Annotated in this window: 12 protein-coding genes and 1 tRNA gene; all 13 read right to left on the reverse strand. The window is 70.4% G+C overall.

The window, feature by feature from the left end; all coding sequences use genetic code 11:
• Positions 1 to 117 precede the first annotated feature (117 nt).
• The 13 genes from ACFYPJ_RS04690 to tmk all read right to left on the reverse strand — a co-directional run bounded on the left by ACFYPJ_RS04690 (position 118) and on the right by tmk (position 15,032).
• Positions 118 to 369, reverse strand: a complete 252-nt coding sequence (locus tag ACFYPJ_RS04690; protein WP_389010457.1) for a hypothetical protein — start codon at positions 367 to 369, stop codon at positions 118 to 120.
• 275 nt (positions 370 to 644) lie between these two features.
• The gene (locus ACFYPJ_RS04695) at positions 645 to 2,057 is read right to left on the reverse strand and encodes a condensation domain-containing protein (RefSeq protein ID WP_389010460.1); all 1,413 of its coding nucleotides are present in this window, start codon (positions 2,055 to 2,057) and stop codon (positions 645 to 647) included.
• A 491-nt stretch (positions 2,058 to 2,548) separates the two neighbouring features.
• Positions 2,549 to 2,995 carry a DUF6924 domain-containing protein gene (locus tag ACFYPJ_RS04700; protein ID WP_389010463.1) on the reverse strand — a complete coding sequence of 149 codons (447 nt, stop codon included), beginning with the start codon at positions 2,993 to 2,995 and terminating at the stop codon, positions 2,549 to 2,551.
• A gap of 304 nt (positions 2,996 to 3,299) precedes the next feature.
• A complete protein-coding gene (locus ACFYPJ_RS04705; protein ID WP_389010466.1) occupies positions 3,300 to 4,682 on the reverse strand; it encodes a hypothetical protein in 1,383 nt (460 codons plus the stop codon).
• Between the two features lie 438 nt (positions 4,683 to 5,120).
• Entirely contained in the window at positions 5,121 to 5,789 is a 669-nt protein-coding gene (locus ACFYPJ_RS04710; RefSeq protein WP_389010470.1) for a hypothetical protein, read from the reverse strand.
• Position 5,790: 1 nt separating this feature from the next.
• On the reverse strand, positions 5,791 to 6,456 hold the full coding sequence (locus ACFYPJ_RS04715) for a hypothetical protein (RefSeq protein ID WP_389010473.1): 666 nt from the start codon (positions 6,454 to 6,456) through the stop codon (positions 5,791 to 5,793).
• Complete coding sequence (locus ACFYPJ_RS04720; RefSeq protein WP_389010476.1) at positions 6,453 to 7,295, reverse strand: hypothetical protein; 843 nt, start codon at positions 7,293 to 7,295, stop codon at positions 6,453 to 6,455. Before ACFYPJ_RS04720 ends, ACFYPJ_RS04715 begins: the two co-directional genes overlap by 4 nt.
• A 244-nt stretch (positions 7,296 to 7,539) precedes the next feature.
• Positions 7,540 to 7,851: a hypothetical protein gene (locus tag ACFYPJ_RS04725; protein ID WP_389010477.1), complete on the reverse strand. Its 312-nt coding sequence runs from the start codon at positions 7,849 to 7,851 to the stop codon at positions 7,540 to 7,542.
• A gap of 201 nt (positions 7,852 to 8,052) precedes the next feature.
• Positions 8,053 to 8,238, reverse strand: coding sequence for a hypothetical protein (locus ACFYPJ_RS04730; protein ID WP_389010479.1), 186 nt, complete (start codon positions 8,236 to 8,238; stop codon positions 8,053 to 8,055).
• 95 nt (positions 8,239 to 8,333) lie between these two features.
• Positions 8,334 to 8,407, reverse strand: a tRNA-Thr gene (locus tag ACFYPJ_RS04735).
• Positions 8,408 to 8,514: 107 nt separating this feature from the next.
• Entirely contained in the window at positions 8,515 to 10,101 is a 1,587-nt protein-coding gene (locus ACFYPJ_RS04740) for an alpha/beta hydrolase (RefSeq protein WP_389010482.1), read from the reverse strand.
• Positions 10,102 to 10,208: 107 nt separating this feature from the next.
• Positions 10,209 to 11,414: a DNA polymerase III subunit delta' gene (locus tag ACFYPJ_RS04745; protein ID WP_389010485.1), complete on the reverse strand. Its 1,206-nt coding sequence runs from the start codon at positions 11,412 to 11,414 to the stop codon at positions 10,209 to 10,211.
• 447 nt (positions 11,415 to 11,861) lie between these two features.
• Positions 11,862 to 15,032, reverse strand: coding sequence for a dTMP kinase (tmk, locus tag ACFYPJ_RS04750; RefSeq protein WP_389010488.1), 3,171 nt, complete (start codon positions 15,030 to 15,032; stop codon positions 11,862 to 11,864).
• Between the last annotated feature and the right edge of the window lie 31 nt (positions 15,033 to 15,063).

A 15,063-nucleotide genomic window follows, 5' to 3' on the forward strand; every position in this document is an offset into this window, starting at 1 on the left:
CCGGCCCCGCCGGGCTCCGCCTTCGACGCTCAGGCAACCGGCCGGGAGTGCGGGACCCCTCGCGATTCGATCCGAAGGGTCCCGCGCCGAGCGTCGCGGACGATGACTCCGCGGGTCTCAGCCGTTGAAGGCGCTGTTGTACTGGCCGCAGGCGGTGTCCAGGGTGCCGGCGACACCGAGCACTCCGACCGGGATGTTGTTCTCGGACACCGTCTGCGGGCTGCACTCCTGGTAGGGGCGGAAGAGGTCGGACACCCGCGGCCCGTTGTCGGAGGGGGTGGCGGGGGCGGCGGTGGCCGTGCCGACGCCGACCGCGGAGAGGCCCCCGGCCGCCACCGCTGCGATCACGACCTGCTGAAGCTTGCGCATGGAACCCTCGGTTCTTTGCTCATCCATCAAAACTGACTGCCTAGCGTGACTGGAAAAACACTAGCAGTCGCGGCACATAGCATTCCACACAGGACATTCGACCTGAGGAGGATATAGCCCACCAGAATCAACTGACTATCCCCTAATTGCCTATATAGGGACAGGGTTGCTCGCGACGCAAGAGCGTCACCAGATGTGAACCCGCGTCAGGTGCGGCCCGGACGGACGCCCATGGCCGACTCCAACTCACGGGTGACAGGGGCCAGTTGCGTGCGTCAGGCGGACGCCGACTCCGCGACCCGCAGGCCCTCGCGTGCGGGCACGGAGGTGATCACGTCCCGCAGCCGCTCGACATACCGCCGCACGTTCCGGTACGCGATGTCCGTGTCCGGATAGCGGCAGGCGAACCACAGCCCCTCGTGCAGCCGGTTGACCCACGCACACAACTGATCGCCGTACGACACCCGCAGCAGCCCGTACGCCTTCTTCTCGGGCCAGTCGGCCGAGCCGGGAGTGGGGCGGGCATCCACGTACGAGATGATCGAGTACATGTCGGGCGAGGTCGGCCGGAAGTCCGCGTCGAGCAGGCGCAGTACGCGGGCCAGCGGAATGCGCGCCAGCGCCCGGTTGGCCCGCAGCTCGGCGCGGACCGTGGCGAGCGCGCCCTCGAAGTCCCGGGCCGCGGGCACCTCGATCGGTGCGCCGCCGACGTACCAGCCCACGGAGTCCGACCACGCGGACTTCAACCGGGTGTGGAACGGCACGACCGTGCGGTAGACCGGTTGCCCGCCGAGTTCGTGGACGATCAGGCTGGTCGCGGCCAGGACCCCCACCAGGCTGCCGCCGTAGGGCCGGCAGTACGCCTCGAACACGGCGGCGGTGTCCGCGTCGACGAGCGGTTCGCACAGCAGTTTCTGGGCGGGCAGGACGTCACCGGGCCGCAGACCGAGGTCGACGGGGAACTCCGGCAGCCGCCCGTCGCACCGGCCGATGAACTCACGCCAGCGGGCGACGATCGCGTGCGTGTCGTCGATCCCGTCCGCGTTCACCCGCTCCTGCTCGCAGAAATCGACGTAACTCCCGGCCAGCACGCCGCCGGCGGGCCGCCCGGTGACGCCCGTCATGTACAGCTCGTGGATCTCGTCCGGGATGCGCTGGAGGGAATAGGCGTCGACATTGGTGTGGTCGAAGGCCATGTACACGCTGGTGGAGTCCTCGCGTACCACCGCCGCATAGATGAGGTTCGGCCAGCCGAGCGCGTCCGCCGCGCTGTCGAATCGGTCCTGCAGATACCGGATCAGCGCATTCGTGTCGCCGAAGTCGCCGATCTCCGCCCGGTCCAACGCCACGTCGTCCTCGTCGAGCGTGAACCGGTGCATGTCCTCGCCGGCCCACCTGAAGCCGCTGCGCAGCGTCTCGTGACGCAACGTCCAGCCGCGCAAAGTCTGTTCCAGCGCGTCGAGATCGATCCGCCCCGGCAGGTCGAACGCCGTGCCGATCCAGGTCGGTACGAACAGCCCGTCCTCCCGGACCGACCGGGCCATTCTGATGTGCGACTCCTGGATGTACGCCGGCGGCCGCGGATCCGGCGGCAGTGCCGCCGCGGCCGCGATGGTCGCCGGGCTGAACGTCCACTCGACGAGCCGTCCGGGCCGGACCTCGCAGCGCTGGATATCAGAAATTCGCACAGTGGCGTCTCCTTCGCAGAAGACACCAGCTTGCTTGATCAAGGGGGAACCGTGCGCGAGCGGTGGTCGCTGTGTCGTCAGCATTTCAGCGGGACGTGTGACACCTCGAACGACGATGCGATATCTCGGGCGTGACCGGCCTCGTGCCCCGCGCCGCCGTCCCCGCCACCCTGCGCCACCCGACGGCGGCATCGCCGCCACCACGACGGTGAGAGCCCGACGTACGCCCTGGCGCGGATCAGGTCGGGATGCACGGTGAGTTCCGCGACAGCACCCCACCGAGGCCGCCGGCCGCCTCGGCCCTGCCTCCCGCGCCACTTCCCCGCCGCTTCCCCACCGCCTTCACGACCGCTTTCACGACCGCCTTCACGCTTTTACGACCGCCTTCTCTCTTTCACGACCGCCTCACCCGTGCCTTCGCCTGCCCCGCCCTGTTCACGGCGAGCGCCCGAAGCGCTTTCCGGTCAGCTGGGGAGTTCGCCCTCGAACTCCTAGAATTCTTCGAATTCCTCGAAGTCCATGTTGGCGAGGGCCAGATTGCAGTGCATGGCGTGCGGGGTCCCCAGGGCCGGTATGCGGTACGGCGCGGTCGGCTCCTCCGGGTCGGTGCTCACCGCGAGCAGCGTCGGTTCCGCCCCCGCCATGCTCGCGGCGTCGGCGAGGAAGACCACGTCCCAGCCGCACTCCGACGGTTCCTCGCCGTCCTCGGGCGCGGTGAGGGCGGCTAGGACATCGGCGAAGGTCGCCTCCGCCCACTGCGGGTCGTCCACGGACAGGATCTCCTCCTTGAGGCCGCCGCCGTCCCCGGCGTCCTCGTCGAAGACCCAGGGCTGGTCGAGCGCGGCCCGCAGCCGCAGCCAGGCCGTCTCGTCCCGGAAGTCGGTGCGGACGAGCAGGAGGGGCGGGTACTCCTCATCGGTCTTCGGCAGGACGCGCACGGGTAAATGCTCCTTCCAACAGGCGGCTGGGACAGCCACGTTGACGATGCGCCCAAAGAGTAGAGGCCGGGTCCGACAAGAGGGCCGGAGGTTCGTGTGCGGAGCCCTGGGCGCGGGGCGCAGCACGGGGGGCGCGGGACGCGGGTGCCCCGGGCCGGGGTCAGCCCTGCTGCCCGCTCCAACGGCCTTGCCCGCAAGGGCCGCCGTAGACGTGACCTGGCCGCACCTGGCGTCGATCTCGGCCTTCAAGTTTCGATACTCGCCCGGACTCTGCTGCTGTTCCATGAACGCCCCCTCGCCGTACTCACCGCTGTCCTCCGGCCCAGTACGCGGCCCGCACCTCCCCCTCCGCGAAGTCCCGGCGCGGCAGACGCAGGCCGAGGGACTCTTCCAAAGCGTGGAAGTACAACTCGAACGTGCTGGTCAGTTCGGGGTGGTCCAGCTCGGCACGGCGCACGGCACGGTTGAGGAAGTCCAGCTCGCCGCCCCGCAGATAAGGGGCACGGCCGCGCTCGTACCAGATCAACTCCAGCACACCCCGGTCATCGTCGACTCGGCGACCGTCCCGCATGTAGTCGAAGGTGTAGATGGCCTTCGCGGAGGTGGCGGACAGCCACACGCTCTCCTTGATCCCGAGCGCCGCGTACGCCTCCTTGTCGGCGAAGGACCCCGGCGGCATGTCGTGGTACAGCAGGAACGTCCACCCGCCTGCCTGCCCGAAACAGCAGCTTTCCCACGAGCGGTCCCAGTGGGCCCGGCCGCCGTCCACGGCCTGCAGGTCCTTCAGGCGCGTGCCGTCCGCGACCTGCACGGGATCTGCCCCGTACAGCAGGGCCAGCCGCTCAGCGTCGACGGTCTGTCCGGGCGCCGCGCGGAAGAAGGCGAGGGTCGTGTACGGGTCCTGCCCACGCCAGGACCCCGCTATCCAGGCGAGCCCCTCCAGCGGATCGCGCCCGCACGCCTCGACCGTCCCCGCGTCGTCCAGGCCGCCACTGCGGAACCGTCTGCCCCACACCGGATCGATCCGCTCCAGCGCGTCGGCCACCTCCTCAAGGCTGCCGCCGCGCCGACGCACCGCGTCCTCGGCGATCAGGTAAAGCGCCTGTTCGAGGACGCGGGTGGCAAAGACCTCCCGGTAGGGCCCGTGCCGGCCGCGCACCGTCCCGTCCTCGTCCAGCAGCAGCCACAGGCCGCCGTCGTCCGCCTCCTCAGCCCGCTCGGCCCACCTTTTCAGCTCGCCGGCCGAGAGAGCCAAGGGCGGCAGCCCGACCTCGTGGAGCAGGGCATGTCCGGCGGCCGTCCGCCGCCAGGCCTCCGCAAGCGTCCGCTTGGTGATCTCCATGGCGTCAGCATAAGAAGGGGCACTGACAACCGGCCGGCCCTCGCGGCGGGTCGGCACTCGGCCGCTGAGGAGAGCCAGCAGCGGTGTGAAAGCCGCCAGATCCCACTCCCACGTGGGGAACGGCAGGAGCTGCACGAAGCTGCGCCCGCCGACGCTGACGAACAGCCGAAGCAAAGCAAGCACGTCCGTGTTGTGGAGCAGCCACTGCAGTCTCTCTCCGCGCCTGATGGCCCTGCGTTCTGTCTCGCTCAGCTGCGGGTTCCTCGACTGTTCCAGCCGTTCCGACTGGAACCGGAAGGCCGCATCCCGCAACGCCTTGCTGCGGCGCAGAGCGGGCGACCCCATCCGCGGATTCTGCGAGCCGGACGATCGCACTCTCTCCCGGGCCTGCCCCACCTTCCGTTCACGGGCCGCCCCCGGGCTGGACGGTTCCTGTTTCGCAGGCCGGCGCCTCACCAGTGTGACGTCCCTGGAAGCAAAGGTGTTAGGTCACCCAGTTCGGCGCACGCACGCGTCCAGACGCCAATGTCCTGCCGCTCATCCGTGTCCCAGCGCGGCCAAAACTCCAGCCGACGGCTCGGGTTGTCGTCGAGGGCCAGGCTGAACACATGCTCGCGCTCGACGCTGGCTCGGTCATGTCCAGCTCCTCCGGAACGTCACGTCTTGGCTTTCTGAAGTGCTGCCGACAAGCGACCGTAAAGAGACACGACCTACGGCTGCTGTGCCTGGTCGGCGGCGGGGAGAGCGGAGACAGGAAGGTGCGGTCATCACGAAGATCGTTGATCAGCCGACGTCAAACGGCCACTGATCGATTCGTTCCGGCACACGCACTCCGGCACGGCGGGCACGGGCAAGGGCATCAGGGGTGGCCTCGCGCACGTCCGTGAGAAAGCGCGAGTCCTTGGTGGGGCGTTGGTACACGACAAAGAGGCGCCGAGGACCGGGAACCGCGAGGACTCCGGCGAAACGAACATCACCAGCGAACCAGATCTCGACGACCTGGGCCATCTTCTCCGGCGCGACTCCAGGGCCCAGCCGACGTCGCCACCATGGCGAGCGGACGTGGCCGTGCAGGATGACGGGGATGAGATCACCCGACTGCTCCGGGTTGGGGAACTTCAGCCAGACGTCACCGCTCTTCGCCCCCGGCACTTTCCCGATCCCGCTCTCCGGGGTCTTGTGCACCTGCCAGGGGTACTGCTTGAGGATGCGCCGGACCTGGAAGGCGTCAACGAGATAACGGCGTTGGAGGATCGATCGATAGGCGGAGTACACCAGGGGAATGAACAAAAGCCACACCGGCCATTCCGGACCCACGATCAGGAGCAGGCTGCCGAGGCAGACCAGCGGCCAGAGGATCTGGCCGAGGACGGCCCACGTGAAAAGGGTCTTCCAGGCACGGCGGTTGTCCGGGTCGCCCCAGGCAGCCGCTGCAGGTGAGGTGGAGTTCATGTCATTCCTTGTCGGATTCCGGGGAAAGCGGGTTGTCGAAACTGACCAAGAGGGCGATCTCACGGAGCAGCACCCGGTAGTGGTCCGCGCGCTGCACGGCGGGCGCCGCGAGAGTCAGGATCGCAAGCCGTTCGCCGTCCGGGTACGGGATGTACCCGCTGATCTGGAGCAACTGTTGCCCCAGACCCGAGCCCGACGGCGCGTCCACGTGTGCCTCCACCAGTGAGGCCGGCCCACAGGGCAGCTCAAGGGCCTCCATGTGTACGGCGTTTCCCGCGCCCGTCGCCACACGGGCGGCCATGATGCTGCGAGGTGCCCAGGGCATCGTCCGCCGCGCGAGAGTGAAGAGGGACGGCAGCAGGCCACCATCCCCTTCGTCATCCGTGTGAAGGCCCACAGAGCAGTGAATGACTCCGGTCTCCGCCAGCGGCTGCATCATCCGCCGGACCAGCGCGAGCACGGTCACCAGTCGCTGCTGTTCCACGGGATCCCCGCCGGCTGCCAGCAGCGAGGGAATGATGCCACCGGAGTCGGGTGTTCCGGACGCGCTCTCGGATGCCAGCAGTTCCCTCATCGGAAGCGGTGTGAACCCGGCGCGCAACGCGAACCAGATATCGGTGCCCGGCAGTCGGGCTGACGCGTCGGTGGTGAACGGACTCGTCGTCATGACACCGCCTCGGCTCCTCGGAACAGGTACTTGATGACTCCTGCCGTGCCGGTCAGGTCGATTCCAGCGGTCCTTGCCCCGTCCAGGACGCTGGTGGTCACCTTGACCTCGTCGCTGTCGAGGGCGTCGTAGACGCTTCCGGCCAGACCGGTCGCGGACGTTGCGGCGCCGAGCCAAGTCGCTGTCTTCTCCACCTTCGGCAGGATGGTGTCGGTCTGCGCGCCGAAGACCCTGAACTTCTCCAGCAGGCCAGGCACGTTGGAGATGGCCGTGGCCTCCTCCTCGACGGAGGTGCCGATCACGGAGATTCGCTGCCCGATCGAGAGAGTTCCCTCTGTTGCCTCGGCAGCCGCTCGCAGCGCTGCCGGCGCCGCCAGGCCACCCTTGGCGACCGCTCCCAGTCCCGGGGCGACTCCGAGGAGGTCACCCGTCACTCCCAGCGCGTTGCTCCAGAAATCGGCGTCGAGTTCCCCCTCGGTGACTCCTTCCCACAGCGACGCCCGGACCACCGGGTCACTCAGGCGCAGATAGAGCGCCGCTCCGCTCAGAACTGCCGCGGCAACGAGCAGGATCGCCCCCGCGATCGGCCCGAGCGCGAACAGCGCGATGACCCCAAGGACCGCCGCACACCCGCTGAGAATGTCCTCAAGATTGTCATCCACCCAGCCGGTGAACGTGTCCCACGCCCCCGGCTCGTCCGGGGCGAGCTTCCCAGTGGACTCTCGGATCATCTTGGCCCGGTGTCGGGCCGCTCGTTCGTGCTCCTCCGCGAGCGAGCGGGCCCTGCGGAGTACGTCGTCCAGGTCATGCTGAGCTGCGGTGACGGCGGTGTTCGCCATGATCAGGTCTGTACTGGCCTCGTCGGAGGCTCGCCCCTTGCCCTTGTCCAGCGCTGGTGCGTTCTTCGCTGTTTCTGCGTGCCCCTGAGCCTTCTCCAGGGCTTCACGGGCTGTCCAGGGTCCGCCTTCAGCCCCTGCGCGCGGTTTACGTACGCGAGGGTGCTCCCGTTGCGCGACTGCTCAGGGGGCAGCCCGCCGGAGCCTGTCCCGAGCCAGTGATCGGCGCCGCCCCCGACGGGAGTCGTCACTTCTTCCGCCCCTTCTCCTTGGCTTTCTCCAGAGCCTTTTCCAAGGCCACATCCACCTGGTGGAAGTCGCGCTTGGCCTGTTGCGTGATCTCCGTGAGCTTTTCGATCTGCTCGGCTATCTGCTTGGTGCCGTAGTGCCAGTCCTCCTGGAACTGATCACATGCCTCATCCAGGTCGTCCGTGCCGAGGCCGTTGACGCCCGAGTCGCGCAACGCCTTCTGAAGCGCGACGAACGAGTTCTTTGCCTTCGTCAGATCCTTGAAGAACTTGTCCGACTCCGTACCGTCGCCCTTCAGCCGCTCGGCCATGTACGCCCCTCGTCGCGTATGGGTTTTGTGTGGTCAGCGGTTGACGGACTGGAACTCCTGCACCGGTACCTCGGTAGTGGTCGCGAAGGTGCCGTTCGGCAGGTCGCCGCCCGTGCCGCCCACGCCCTCCAGACCACCGAGTCCCCCGGCCTTTACCGCGGTGAGTACACGGCGACGGCCCCGCCACCGCGACGCGTCGCGTCAGAACTGGCACCGCGCAGCTCCCCGGTCCTCGTCGAGGTCCCGGATCTGCCAGACGCCGCCCTCGTTCTTCGTGACGCCGGTGTTGTAGTGGACGTAGCTGTCCGACGTCGTCTTGGTGGGGCCGTGTCCCGGCGGGAAGCGTGGGAGGACACCCTCAAGAGCGACGTGGGCCACATCGCACACGCAAACGGCCCTCCGTGATCATCCACGGAGGGCCCTTAAACGTTCAGACAAAGAGAAAGACCAGGTCAGCTACGTCCGACCCGGGCCATCAAAAGAGCCGCTTTCGGGATTCGAACCCGAGACCTACGCATTACGAGTGCGTTGCTCTGGCCATCTGAGCTAAAGCGGCGTGTCGTACGCACTTATGGTGCGATCAGCGACGGCCGTAAGTCTACACAGTTTCCGAGGCGCTTCGTACACGCCCCGGAGGAGGGGTCTCCGGGGCGTGCTGCACGGCTATGAGCAGCGCTTTCCGTTGGTAGGCGGGGTTCCCTTCAGCAGGTATGCGTTGATCGTGGAGTCGATGCAGGTGCTGCCCCGGCCGTAGGCGGTGTGGCCGTCTCCGGCGTAGGTGAGCAGGCGGGCCGAGGAGAGTTGGCGGGAGAGGGACTCCGCCCAGGAGTACGGCGTCGCCGGGTCGCGGGTGGTGCCCACGACGACGATCGGTCCCGCGCCCCTCGCCTCGATGCGGTGCTGCCCGCCGGTGGCCCGCACCGGCCAGTACGCGCAGCTCAGGGCCGCCCAGGCGAGGCCCCTGCCGAAGACGGGGGACGCCTTCTCGAAGGCCGGGAGGTCCTTCTCGACCTGCTCCGGCGTATCGAAGGCAGGCGGGAGGTCGAGGCAGTTCACGGCCGCGTTGGCGAACATCAGGTTCGTGTAGCGGCCGTCTTCGTCCCGTTCGTAGTAGCTGTCCGCGAGTGCGAGCAGGCCGCCGCCGTCGCGCTTCTTCATCGCCGAGGTGAGGGCCTCGCGCAGCTGCGTCCAGGCCGTCTCGTCGTACATCGCCGCGATCACCCCGGTGGTGGCCAGGGCCTCGCCGACGGTCCGGCCGTCGGCGTCACCGGCCGGGATCGGGTGCTCGTCGAGCTGGTGGAAGAACGCCTTCAGGCGGTCGCCCACCTGCGCCGTCGTGGTGCCCTTGCCGCCGAGCGGGCAGTCGGTCTGCCGCACGCACTCCTTGGCGAACGCCTGGAACGCCGTCTCGAAGCCCGCCGTCTGCTGCAGGTTCAGCCGGCGCGCGGACAGCGACGGGTCCATGGCGCCGTCCAGGACCAGGCGGCCCGCCCGCTGCGGGAACAGCCCGGCGTACGTCGCCCCGAGGAACGTCCCGTACGACGCGCCCACGTAGTTCAGCTGCCGGTCCCCGAGCACCGCCCGCAGGATGTCCATGTCCCGGGCGGCCTCGACCGTGGAGACATGGCGCAACAGTTTCGGCGAGTGGGCCCCGCAGCCCTCCGCGAACTTCTTGAACTGCCCGACCAGCACGTCCGTCTCCGCGACGTCGTCCGGCGTGACGTCGGCCTGCGTGTACGCGTCCATCTGCCGCCCGCTCAGGCATTCGACGGGCTCGCTGCGGGCAACGCCGCGCGGGTCCATCGCCACCATGTCGTAGCGGGCGCGGACCTCGGCCGGGTAGCCGATCCCCGCGTAACGCTGCAGGTAGTCGACCGCGGAGCCACCCGGGCCGCCCGGGTTGACGAGGAGCGAGCCGAGCGGCTTGTTCTTGCCGGTGGTCTGCTTGCGGGCGACGGCGAGCCGTACGTCCCCCGAGCCCGGATCGGCGTAGTCGCGCGGCGCCTTCAGCGTCGCGCACTGGAAGCCCTCGACTCCGCACTTGCGCCAGGCGAGCTTCTGCCCGTAGTACGGCGCGAGCGCGGGCGGTGTCGTACGGGGCAGGGGGGCCAGCGCCGCCTCTGCCGCGTCGCTGGTCGCCGTCACCGAGCTGCCGGCGGAACACGCGGCGACGAGCACCACTGTGGTGAGGGCGGTGGCCAGGGCGCGGGCCACGGGGTTGGTCTGGCGGGGGGTTCGCCTGATGTGCATCAGGCGAGCGTAACGCTGAGCGACCGATCGGACGCTGTACGTGGCGTTCGTGGCTCTTTCGGGTGACGACGTCAACGGTGCGGCGGACCGGGCGCGGCCGGCCGCGGTCAGCCCGCTCTCAGTGCCATCGTCATCGCCTCCACCGCGAGCAGCGGTGCCACGTTGCCCTCCAGCGCTTCCCGGCACGCCGAGATCGCCTCGATACGGCGCAGGGTGGACTCCGGTGAACTGGCCCGCGCGAGCCGCTCCAGGTCCTGCTCGGCATCCATGTTGGCCAGCGCCACGCGGGAGCCGAGCTGCAGGGCGAGGACGTCGCGGTAGAAGCCGGTGAGGTCGCCCAGCGCGACGTCGAGGCTGTCGCGCTGCGTCCGGGTTCTGCGGCGCTTCTGCATGTCCTCCAGGTCTTTCATCACGCCTGCCGTGCCGCGCGGCAGGCGTCCGCCCTGGGCCGCGCCCAGCGCCGCCTTCAGCTCCTCCGTCTCCTTGCCGTCCATCTCCTCGGCGAGCTGTCTGGCGTCGTCGGTCGCCGCGTCGACCAGTTGCTGGGCCGCCTTGAGGCAGCTCCCGACCTCGTCGAGGCGCAGCGGCAGCTTGAGCACGGAGGCCCGGCGCTCCCGCGCGGCCGGGTCGGTGGCCAGGCGGCGGGCCCGTTCGACATGGCCTTGGGTGGCCCGGGCCGCCGCGGCGGCGGCGTCGCGCTCGATTCCCTCGCGGCGGACGAGCATGTCCGCGACGGCGTCCATCGACGGCGTGCGCAGGCTGAGGTGCCGGCAGCGGGAACGGATGGTGGGCAGCACGTCCTCGATCGAGGGCGCGCACAGCAGCCACACCGTGCGGGGGGCGGGCTCCTCCACGGCCTTGAGGACGGCGTTGGCGGACTTCTCGTTCAACCGCTCGGCGTCCTCGACGAGGATCACCTGCCAACGGCCGTTCGCCGGGGAAGTGAACGACTTGCGGACCGTGTCCCGCATGTCCTTGACGAGGATCTCGGTGCCGACCGCCGCGACCGTGGAGACATCCGCGTGGGTGCCGAGCAGCGCCGTATGGCAGCCGTCGCAGAATCCGCAGCCGGGGACCCCGCCCAGGGCCCGGTCGGGGCTCACGCACTGCAGGGCCGCGGCGAAGGCGCGCGCCGCCTGATTGCGGCCCGCGCCGGGCGGGCCCGTGAACAGCCACGCATGGGTCATGCTGGATGCCTCCGGCGGCGGCGCGTCCGCGGCTGATGCGGTGACGAGGGCGTCGGCGTCCCGGGCAGCCCCGGTGAGCAGTTCGCCCACCTTCTCCTGCCCGACGAGGTCGTCCCACACGGTCATGGGTCACGCCGCCCTTCCGCCACGTTGCACGTTCACCTTGCACACGTCCGCATTACACACATCAGCACCGCACACGTCCGCTCTGTACACGTCCGCACTGCGCATTCGCGTTGCGCGTTCGCCTTGCGTGATCACGGTGTGTGTTCATGATTCGTGCTCACGGTCTGCGTTCACGTCATGCGTTCACGTTGTGCGTGCCTTCACGTCGTGCGTTCACGTCGTGCGTTCACGTCGTGCGTTCACGTCGTGCGTTCACGTCGTGCGTTCACGTCGTGCGTTCACGTCGTGCGTTCACGTTGGTTGTTCCGGAATCCATTGTGCGGGCGCCCACTGACAACGGGGGCTTCGGTCGTCTCCGGTGAGCCGGCCGGGGCAAGGAACATGGGTCCCCAGCCCCAGAGCCCGTCGCCCAGCACCGGCACCCGGCACCCGGCACCCAGGCGACGATCAGCCGCGCCGCCCCCGGCCCCGCCCGTCCCGGCTCTCGTCGTGCTCCTCGTCGTACCCGCCGAGCAGTTCGTCCGCCAGCGTCGGCAGGTCGTCCAACGGCGTCTCCTCGGCCCAGTCGGGCCGTGGGCGCCGCCGCACCGTACCGTCGGCGTCCACGTCGACCTGCGGCATCTCGCGCGTACGGTCCTCGGAGCCGCCGGGCACCCGGCGCTCGTCCCGGAAGAAGTCCTGCGGCACCCGGTCCGCCGGGTCACCGGCGGGTACGGGCGGCAGCACGGCCGTCTCGTCCGCCGCGCCCGGGGCCACCGGCGGCAGCACCGTCGTCTCCTCCGCCGCGCTCGGCGGGACCGGCGGCTGCGGCAGCTTCGTCGTCACCTCGGACGCGGACTCCGGCCCGCGGGCGGGCCGGGCCTCGGCGTCCCGTTCCTCACGCGCCGGACGCAGCACTGCCGTCTCGTCCGCGCCCGGAGTCACCATGGGTGTCTCCACGGTCGTGGCCTCCGGCGTCACCCCGGGTGCCGTCGGCCGCGGTGCCACCGGCTGGCGGGCCACCGCGTCGGCCGCGATCGCCGCGTCGGCGGCCTGGCGCCTGGCCTCCTCGGCCCGCATCAGCGCCTCTTCGGCCTTGCGCTGCTTCTCCAGGCGCCGCGCCTCTTCCTCGGCGCGCAGCCTGGCCTCCTCCTCGGCCTGCTTGCGCCGCCGCTCCTCCTCGGCCTTGCGGCGGGCCTCCTCCTCGGCTCGGACCTTCTCCTCGGCGAGCAGCCGCTGCCGCTCCTCCTCCGCCCGGCGCCTGGCCTCCTCCGCCCGCTGCCTGGCCTCCTCGGCCTGCCGTTCCGCCTCGCGCCGCTGCGCCTCCTCCAGCTCGCGCTGCTTGCGCTCCTCCTCCTCGGCGCGCAGCCGGGCCAGCTGCTCCTGGCGCTCACGCTCCAGGCGCTCCTCCTCGGCCTTGCGGGCGGCCGCTTCCTCGGCCTTGCGGCGGGCCTCCTCCTCGGCGGCCCTGCGGGCCTCCTCCTGGGCCTTGATCTCTGCCTCGGACAGCGGCAGCACGGTGTCGAGCCGGTGCCGGATGACGGAGGTGACGGCCTCGGGTTCCTGGCCCGCGTCCACGACCAGGTAACGCCCCGGGTCGGCGGCGGCCAGCGTCAGGAAACCGGCCCGTACGCGCGCGTGGAACTCCGCGGGCTCCGACTCCAGCCGGTCCGGGGCCTCCGTGAACCGCTCGCGCGCGGCCTCCGGGGACACGTCCAGCAGGACGGTCAGATGCGGGACCAGGCCGTTGGTCGCCCAGCGGTTGATCCGCGCGATCTCGGTCGGGGACAGGTCGCGGCCCGCCCCCTGATAGGCCACCGAGGAGTCGATGTACCGGTCCGAGATGACGACGGCGCCCCGCTCCAGCGCGGGCCGCACGACCGTGTCGACATGCTCGGCGCGGTCGGCCGCGTACAGCAGCGCCTCAGCGCGGTGGGACAGCCCGGCCGACGACACGTCCAGCAGGATCGACCGCAGTCGCTTGCCCACGGGCGTGGCCCCCGGCTCGTGGGTGAGGACGACCTCGTGCCCCTTGGCCCGGATCCACTCGGCGAGCGCCTCGGCCTGGGTGGACTTCCCGGCGCCGTCGCCGCCCTCCAGGGCGATGAAGAAGCCGCTCGTGGCAGGCGCCTGCGCCGGATCGTCCCCGCCGAGCAGCGCGTCGCGCAGGTCGTGCCGCAGCGGCACGCCGGACCGGTCGTCGACCTTGGCAAGCACCAGCGCGGCCACCGGCAGCAGCAGCGCACCCACCAGCATCAGCGTGAAGGCGGCGCCGCCGTGCTCGAACACGAACTTGCCGCCTGCCAGGCGGTGCGGCCCGATGAGCGCCGCCACCAGGGGAGCGATCAGCGCGCCGAACGCGACGACGACCCGGACGACGGCGTGCAGGTGCTCGGTCGTGCGCGCCCGGCGGTGGTCCTCGGTCTCCTGGTCGAGCAGCGCGTGCCCGGTGTTGGCGGCCACCCCCGCGCCGACCCCGGCCAGCGCAACGATCAGCACCACACTGGTGACGTCCGGGACGAGCCCGGCGGCGAGCAGGGCCACACCGGTGAAGGCGATGGCCAGCGCCAGCAGCCGACGGCGCGAGAGCGACGGCAGGACGGCCGGGGCGGTGCGGATGCCGACGACGACGCCACCGGCCAGCCCGAGCACCAGCAGGCCGTAGAGCACCGGGCCGCCGCCCAGTTCCGTGGCGTGCAGCACCGACACGGCGACGGCGGCGGAGATCGCCCCGGCGACGGCCGCACAGGCCGCCACCAGCAGCGGGATGACGCCCGTGCGGCCCTTGTCCACGCCGGAGCCGGTCCTGGGGCGGCGCAGTCCTTCGAGCGGAGAACGCGCGCGCGGGGTGCGCACGTCGGGCAGTTCCAGGAAGGCGACCACCGAGAGGGATGCGGCGAACAGCCCGGCCGCCACGTACGAGCCGAGTGCCACCTGGTGCTGGTCGAACCAGTCGACGCCGGTGCCGAGCAGGTTGTTCAGGAGCGCCGCGACGACCAGGACGGCGGCGGCCAGCGGGATCGCCGCGAAGCTCGTACGCAGCGACAGGCGGCGCAGGGCGTCCATGTGGTCCGGCAGCGGCCGGACCGTCGCGCCCTCCGGGGGCGGGGCGGGCAGCAGCGCGGGGGCCGCGCTCTCCCGGCAGACGGTCCAGAAGCGCTCGGCGACCCCGGTGACGAAGGCGGTCACCAGGATCATGGTGAGCGCGTTGGCCGGCGTCCAGTCGATCCACAGCGGGGCGACGATCAGCAGTGCGGCCCGCAGGCCGTCGGCGCCGACCATGGTCCAGCGGCGGTCGAGCGCGCCCCCCTGGGAGATGAGGGAGGTGAGCGGGCCGAGGAGGACGGCGCCGAAGAGGAGCGTCGCGAGGACGCGCGCGGCGAAGACGGCCGCCACCGCGAACGCCACACCCCGGTAGCCACCGCCGAACGAGCTTTCGGAGACTGCCGTTTGGAGGGTGAGGACCACCAGCACCAGGAGTGCGAGGACGTCCCCGACTCCGCCGACCTGCTGTGCGCTCCACAGGCGTTTCAGCTCGGGCTGGCGCAGCAGGGCGCGGACGGCGCGCTCGCGGGAATCCGCCACGAGAGCGTCGTCGGGGTTCGTGCTGTGGGCCGTTGGCTGCTCGGCTCGCGTCATGCGTTCAGCCTATCGGCAGCCACTGACAGCG

The organism is Streptomyces sp. NPDC006012 (assembly GCF_042871185.1).
In the GTDB taxonomy this organism is placed as follows: domain Bacteria; phylum Actinomycetota; class Actinomycetes; order Streptomycetales; family Streptomycetaceae; genus Streptomyces.

Coding starts and splice junctions, on each gene's coding strand:
- ACFYPJ_RS04690 (WP_389010457.1), bottom strand. CDS start 369: ATGCGCAAGCTTCAGCAGGTCGTGATCGCAGCGGTGGCGGCCGGGGGC.
- ACFYPJ_RS04705 (WP_389010466.1), bottom strand. CDS start 4,682: ATGGGGTCGCCCGCTCTGCGCCGCAGCAAGGCGTTGCGGGATGCGGCC.
- ACFYPJ_RS04710 (WP_389010470.1), bottom strand. CDS start 5,789: ATGAACTCCACCTCACCTGCAGCGGCTGCCTGGGGCGACCCGGACAAC.
- ACFYPJ_RS04715 (WP_389010473.1), bottom strand. CDS start 6,456: ATGACGACGAGTCCGTTCACCACCGACGCGTCAGCCCGACTGCCGGGC.
- ACFYPJ_RS04720 (WP_389010476.1), bottom strand. CDS start 7,295: ATGGCGAACACCGCCGTCACCGCAGCTCAGCATGACCTGGACGACGTA.
- ACFYPJ_RS04725 (WP_389010477.1), bottom strand. CDS start 7,851: ATGGCCGAGCGGCTGAAGGGCGACGGTACGGAGTCGGACAAGTTCTTC.
- ACFYPJ_RS04740 (WP_389010482.1), bottom strand. CDS start 10,101: ATGCACATCAGGCGAACCCCCCGCCAGACCAACCCCGTGGCCCGCGCC.
- ACFYPJ_RS04745 (WP_389010485.1), bottom strand. CDS start 11,414: ATGACCGTGTGGGACGACCTCGTCGGGCAGGAGAAGGTGGGCGAACTG.
- tmk (WP_389010488.1), bottom strand. CDS start 15,032: ATGACGCGAGCCGAGCAGCCAACGGCCCACAGCACGAACCCCGACGAC.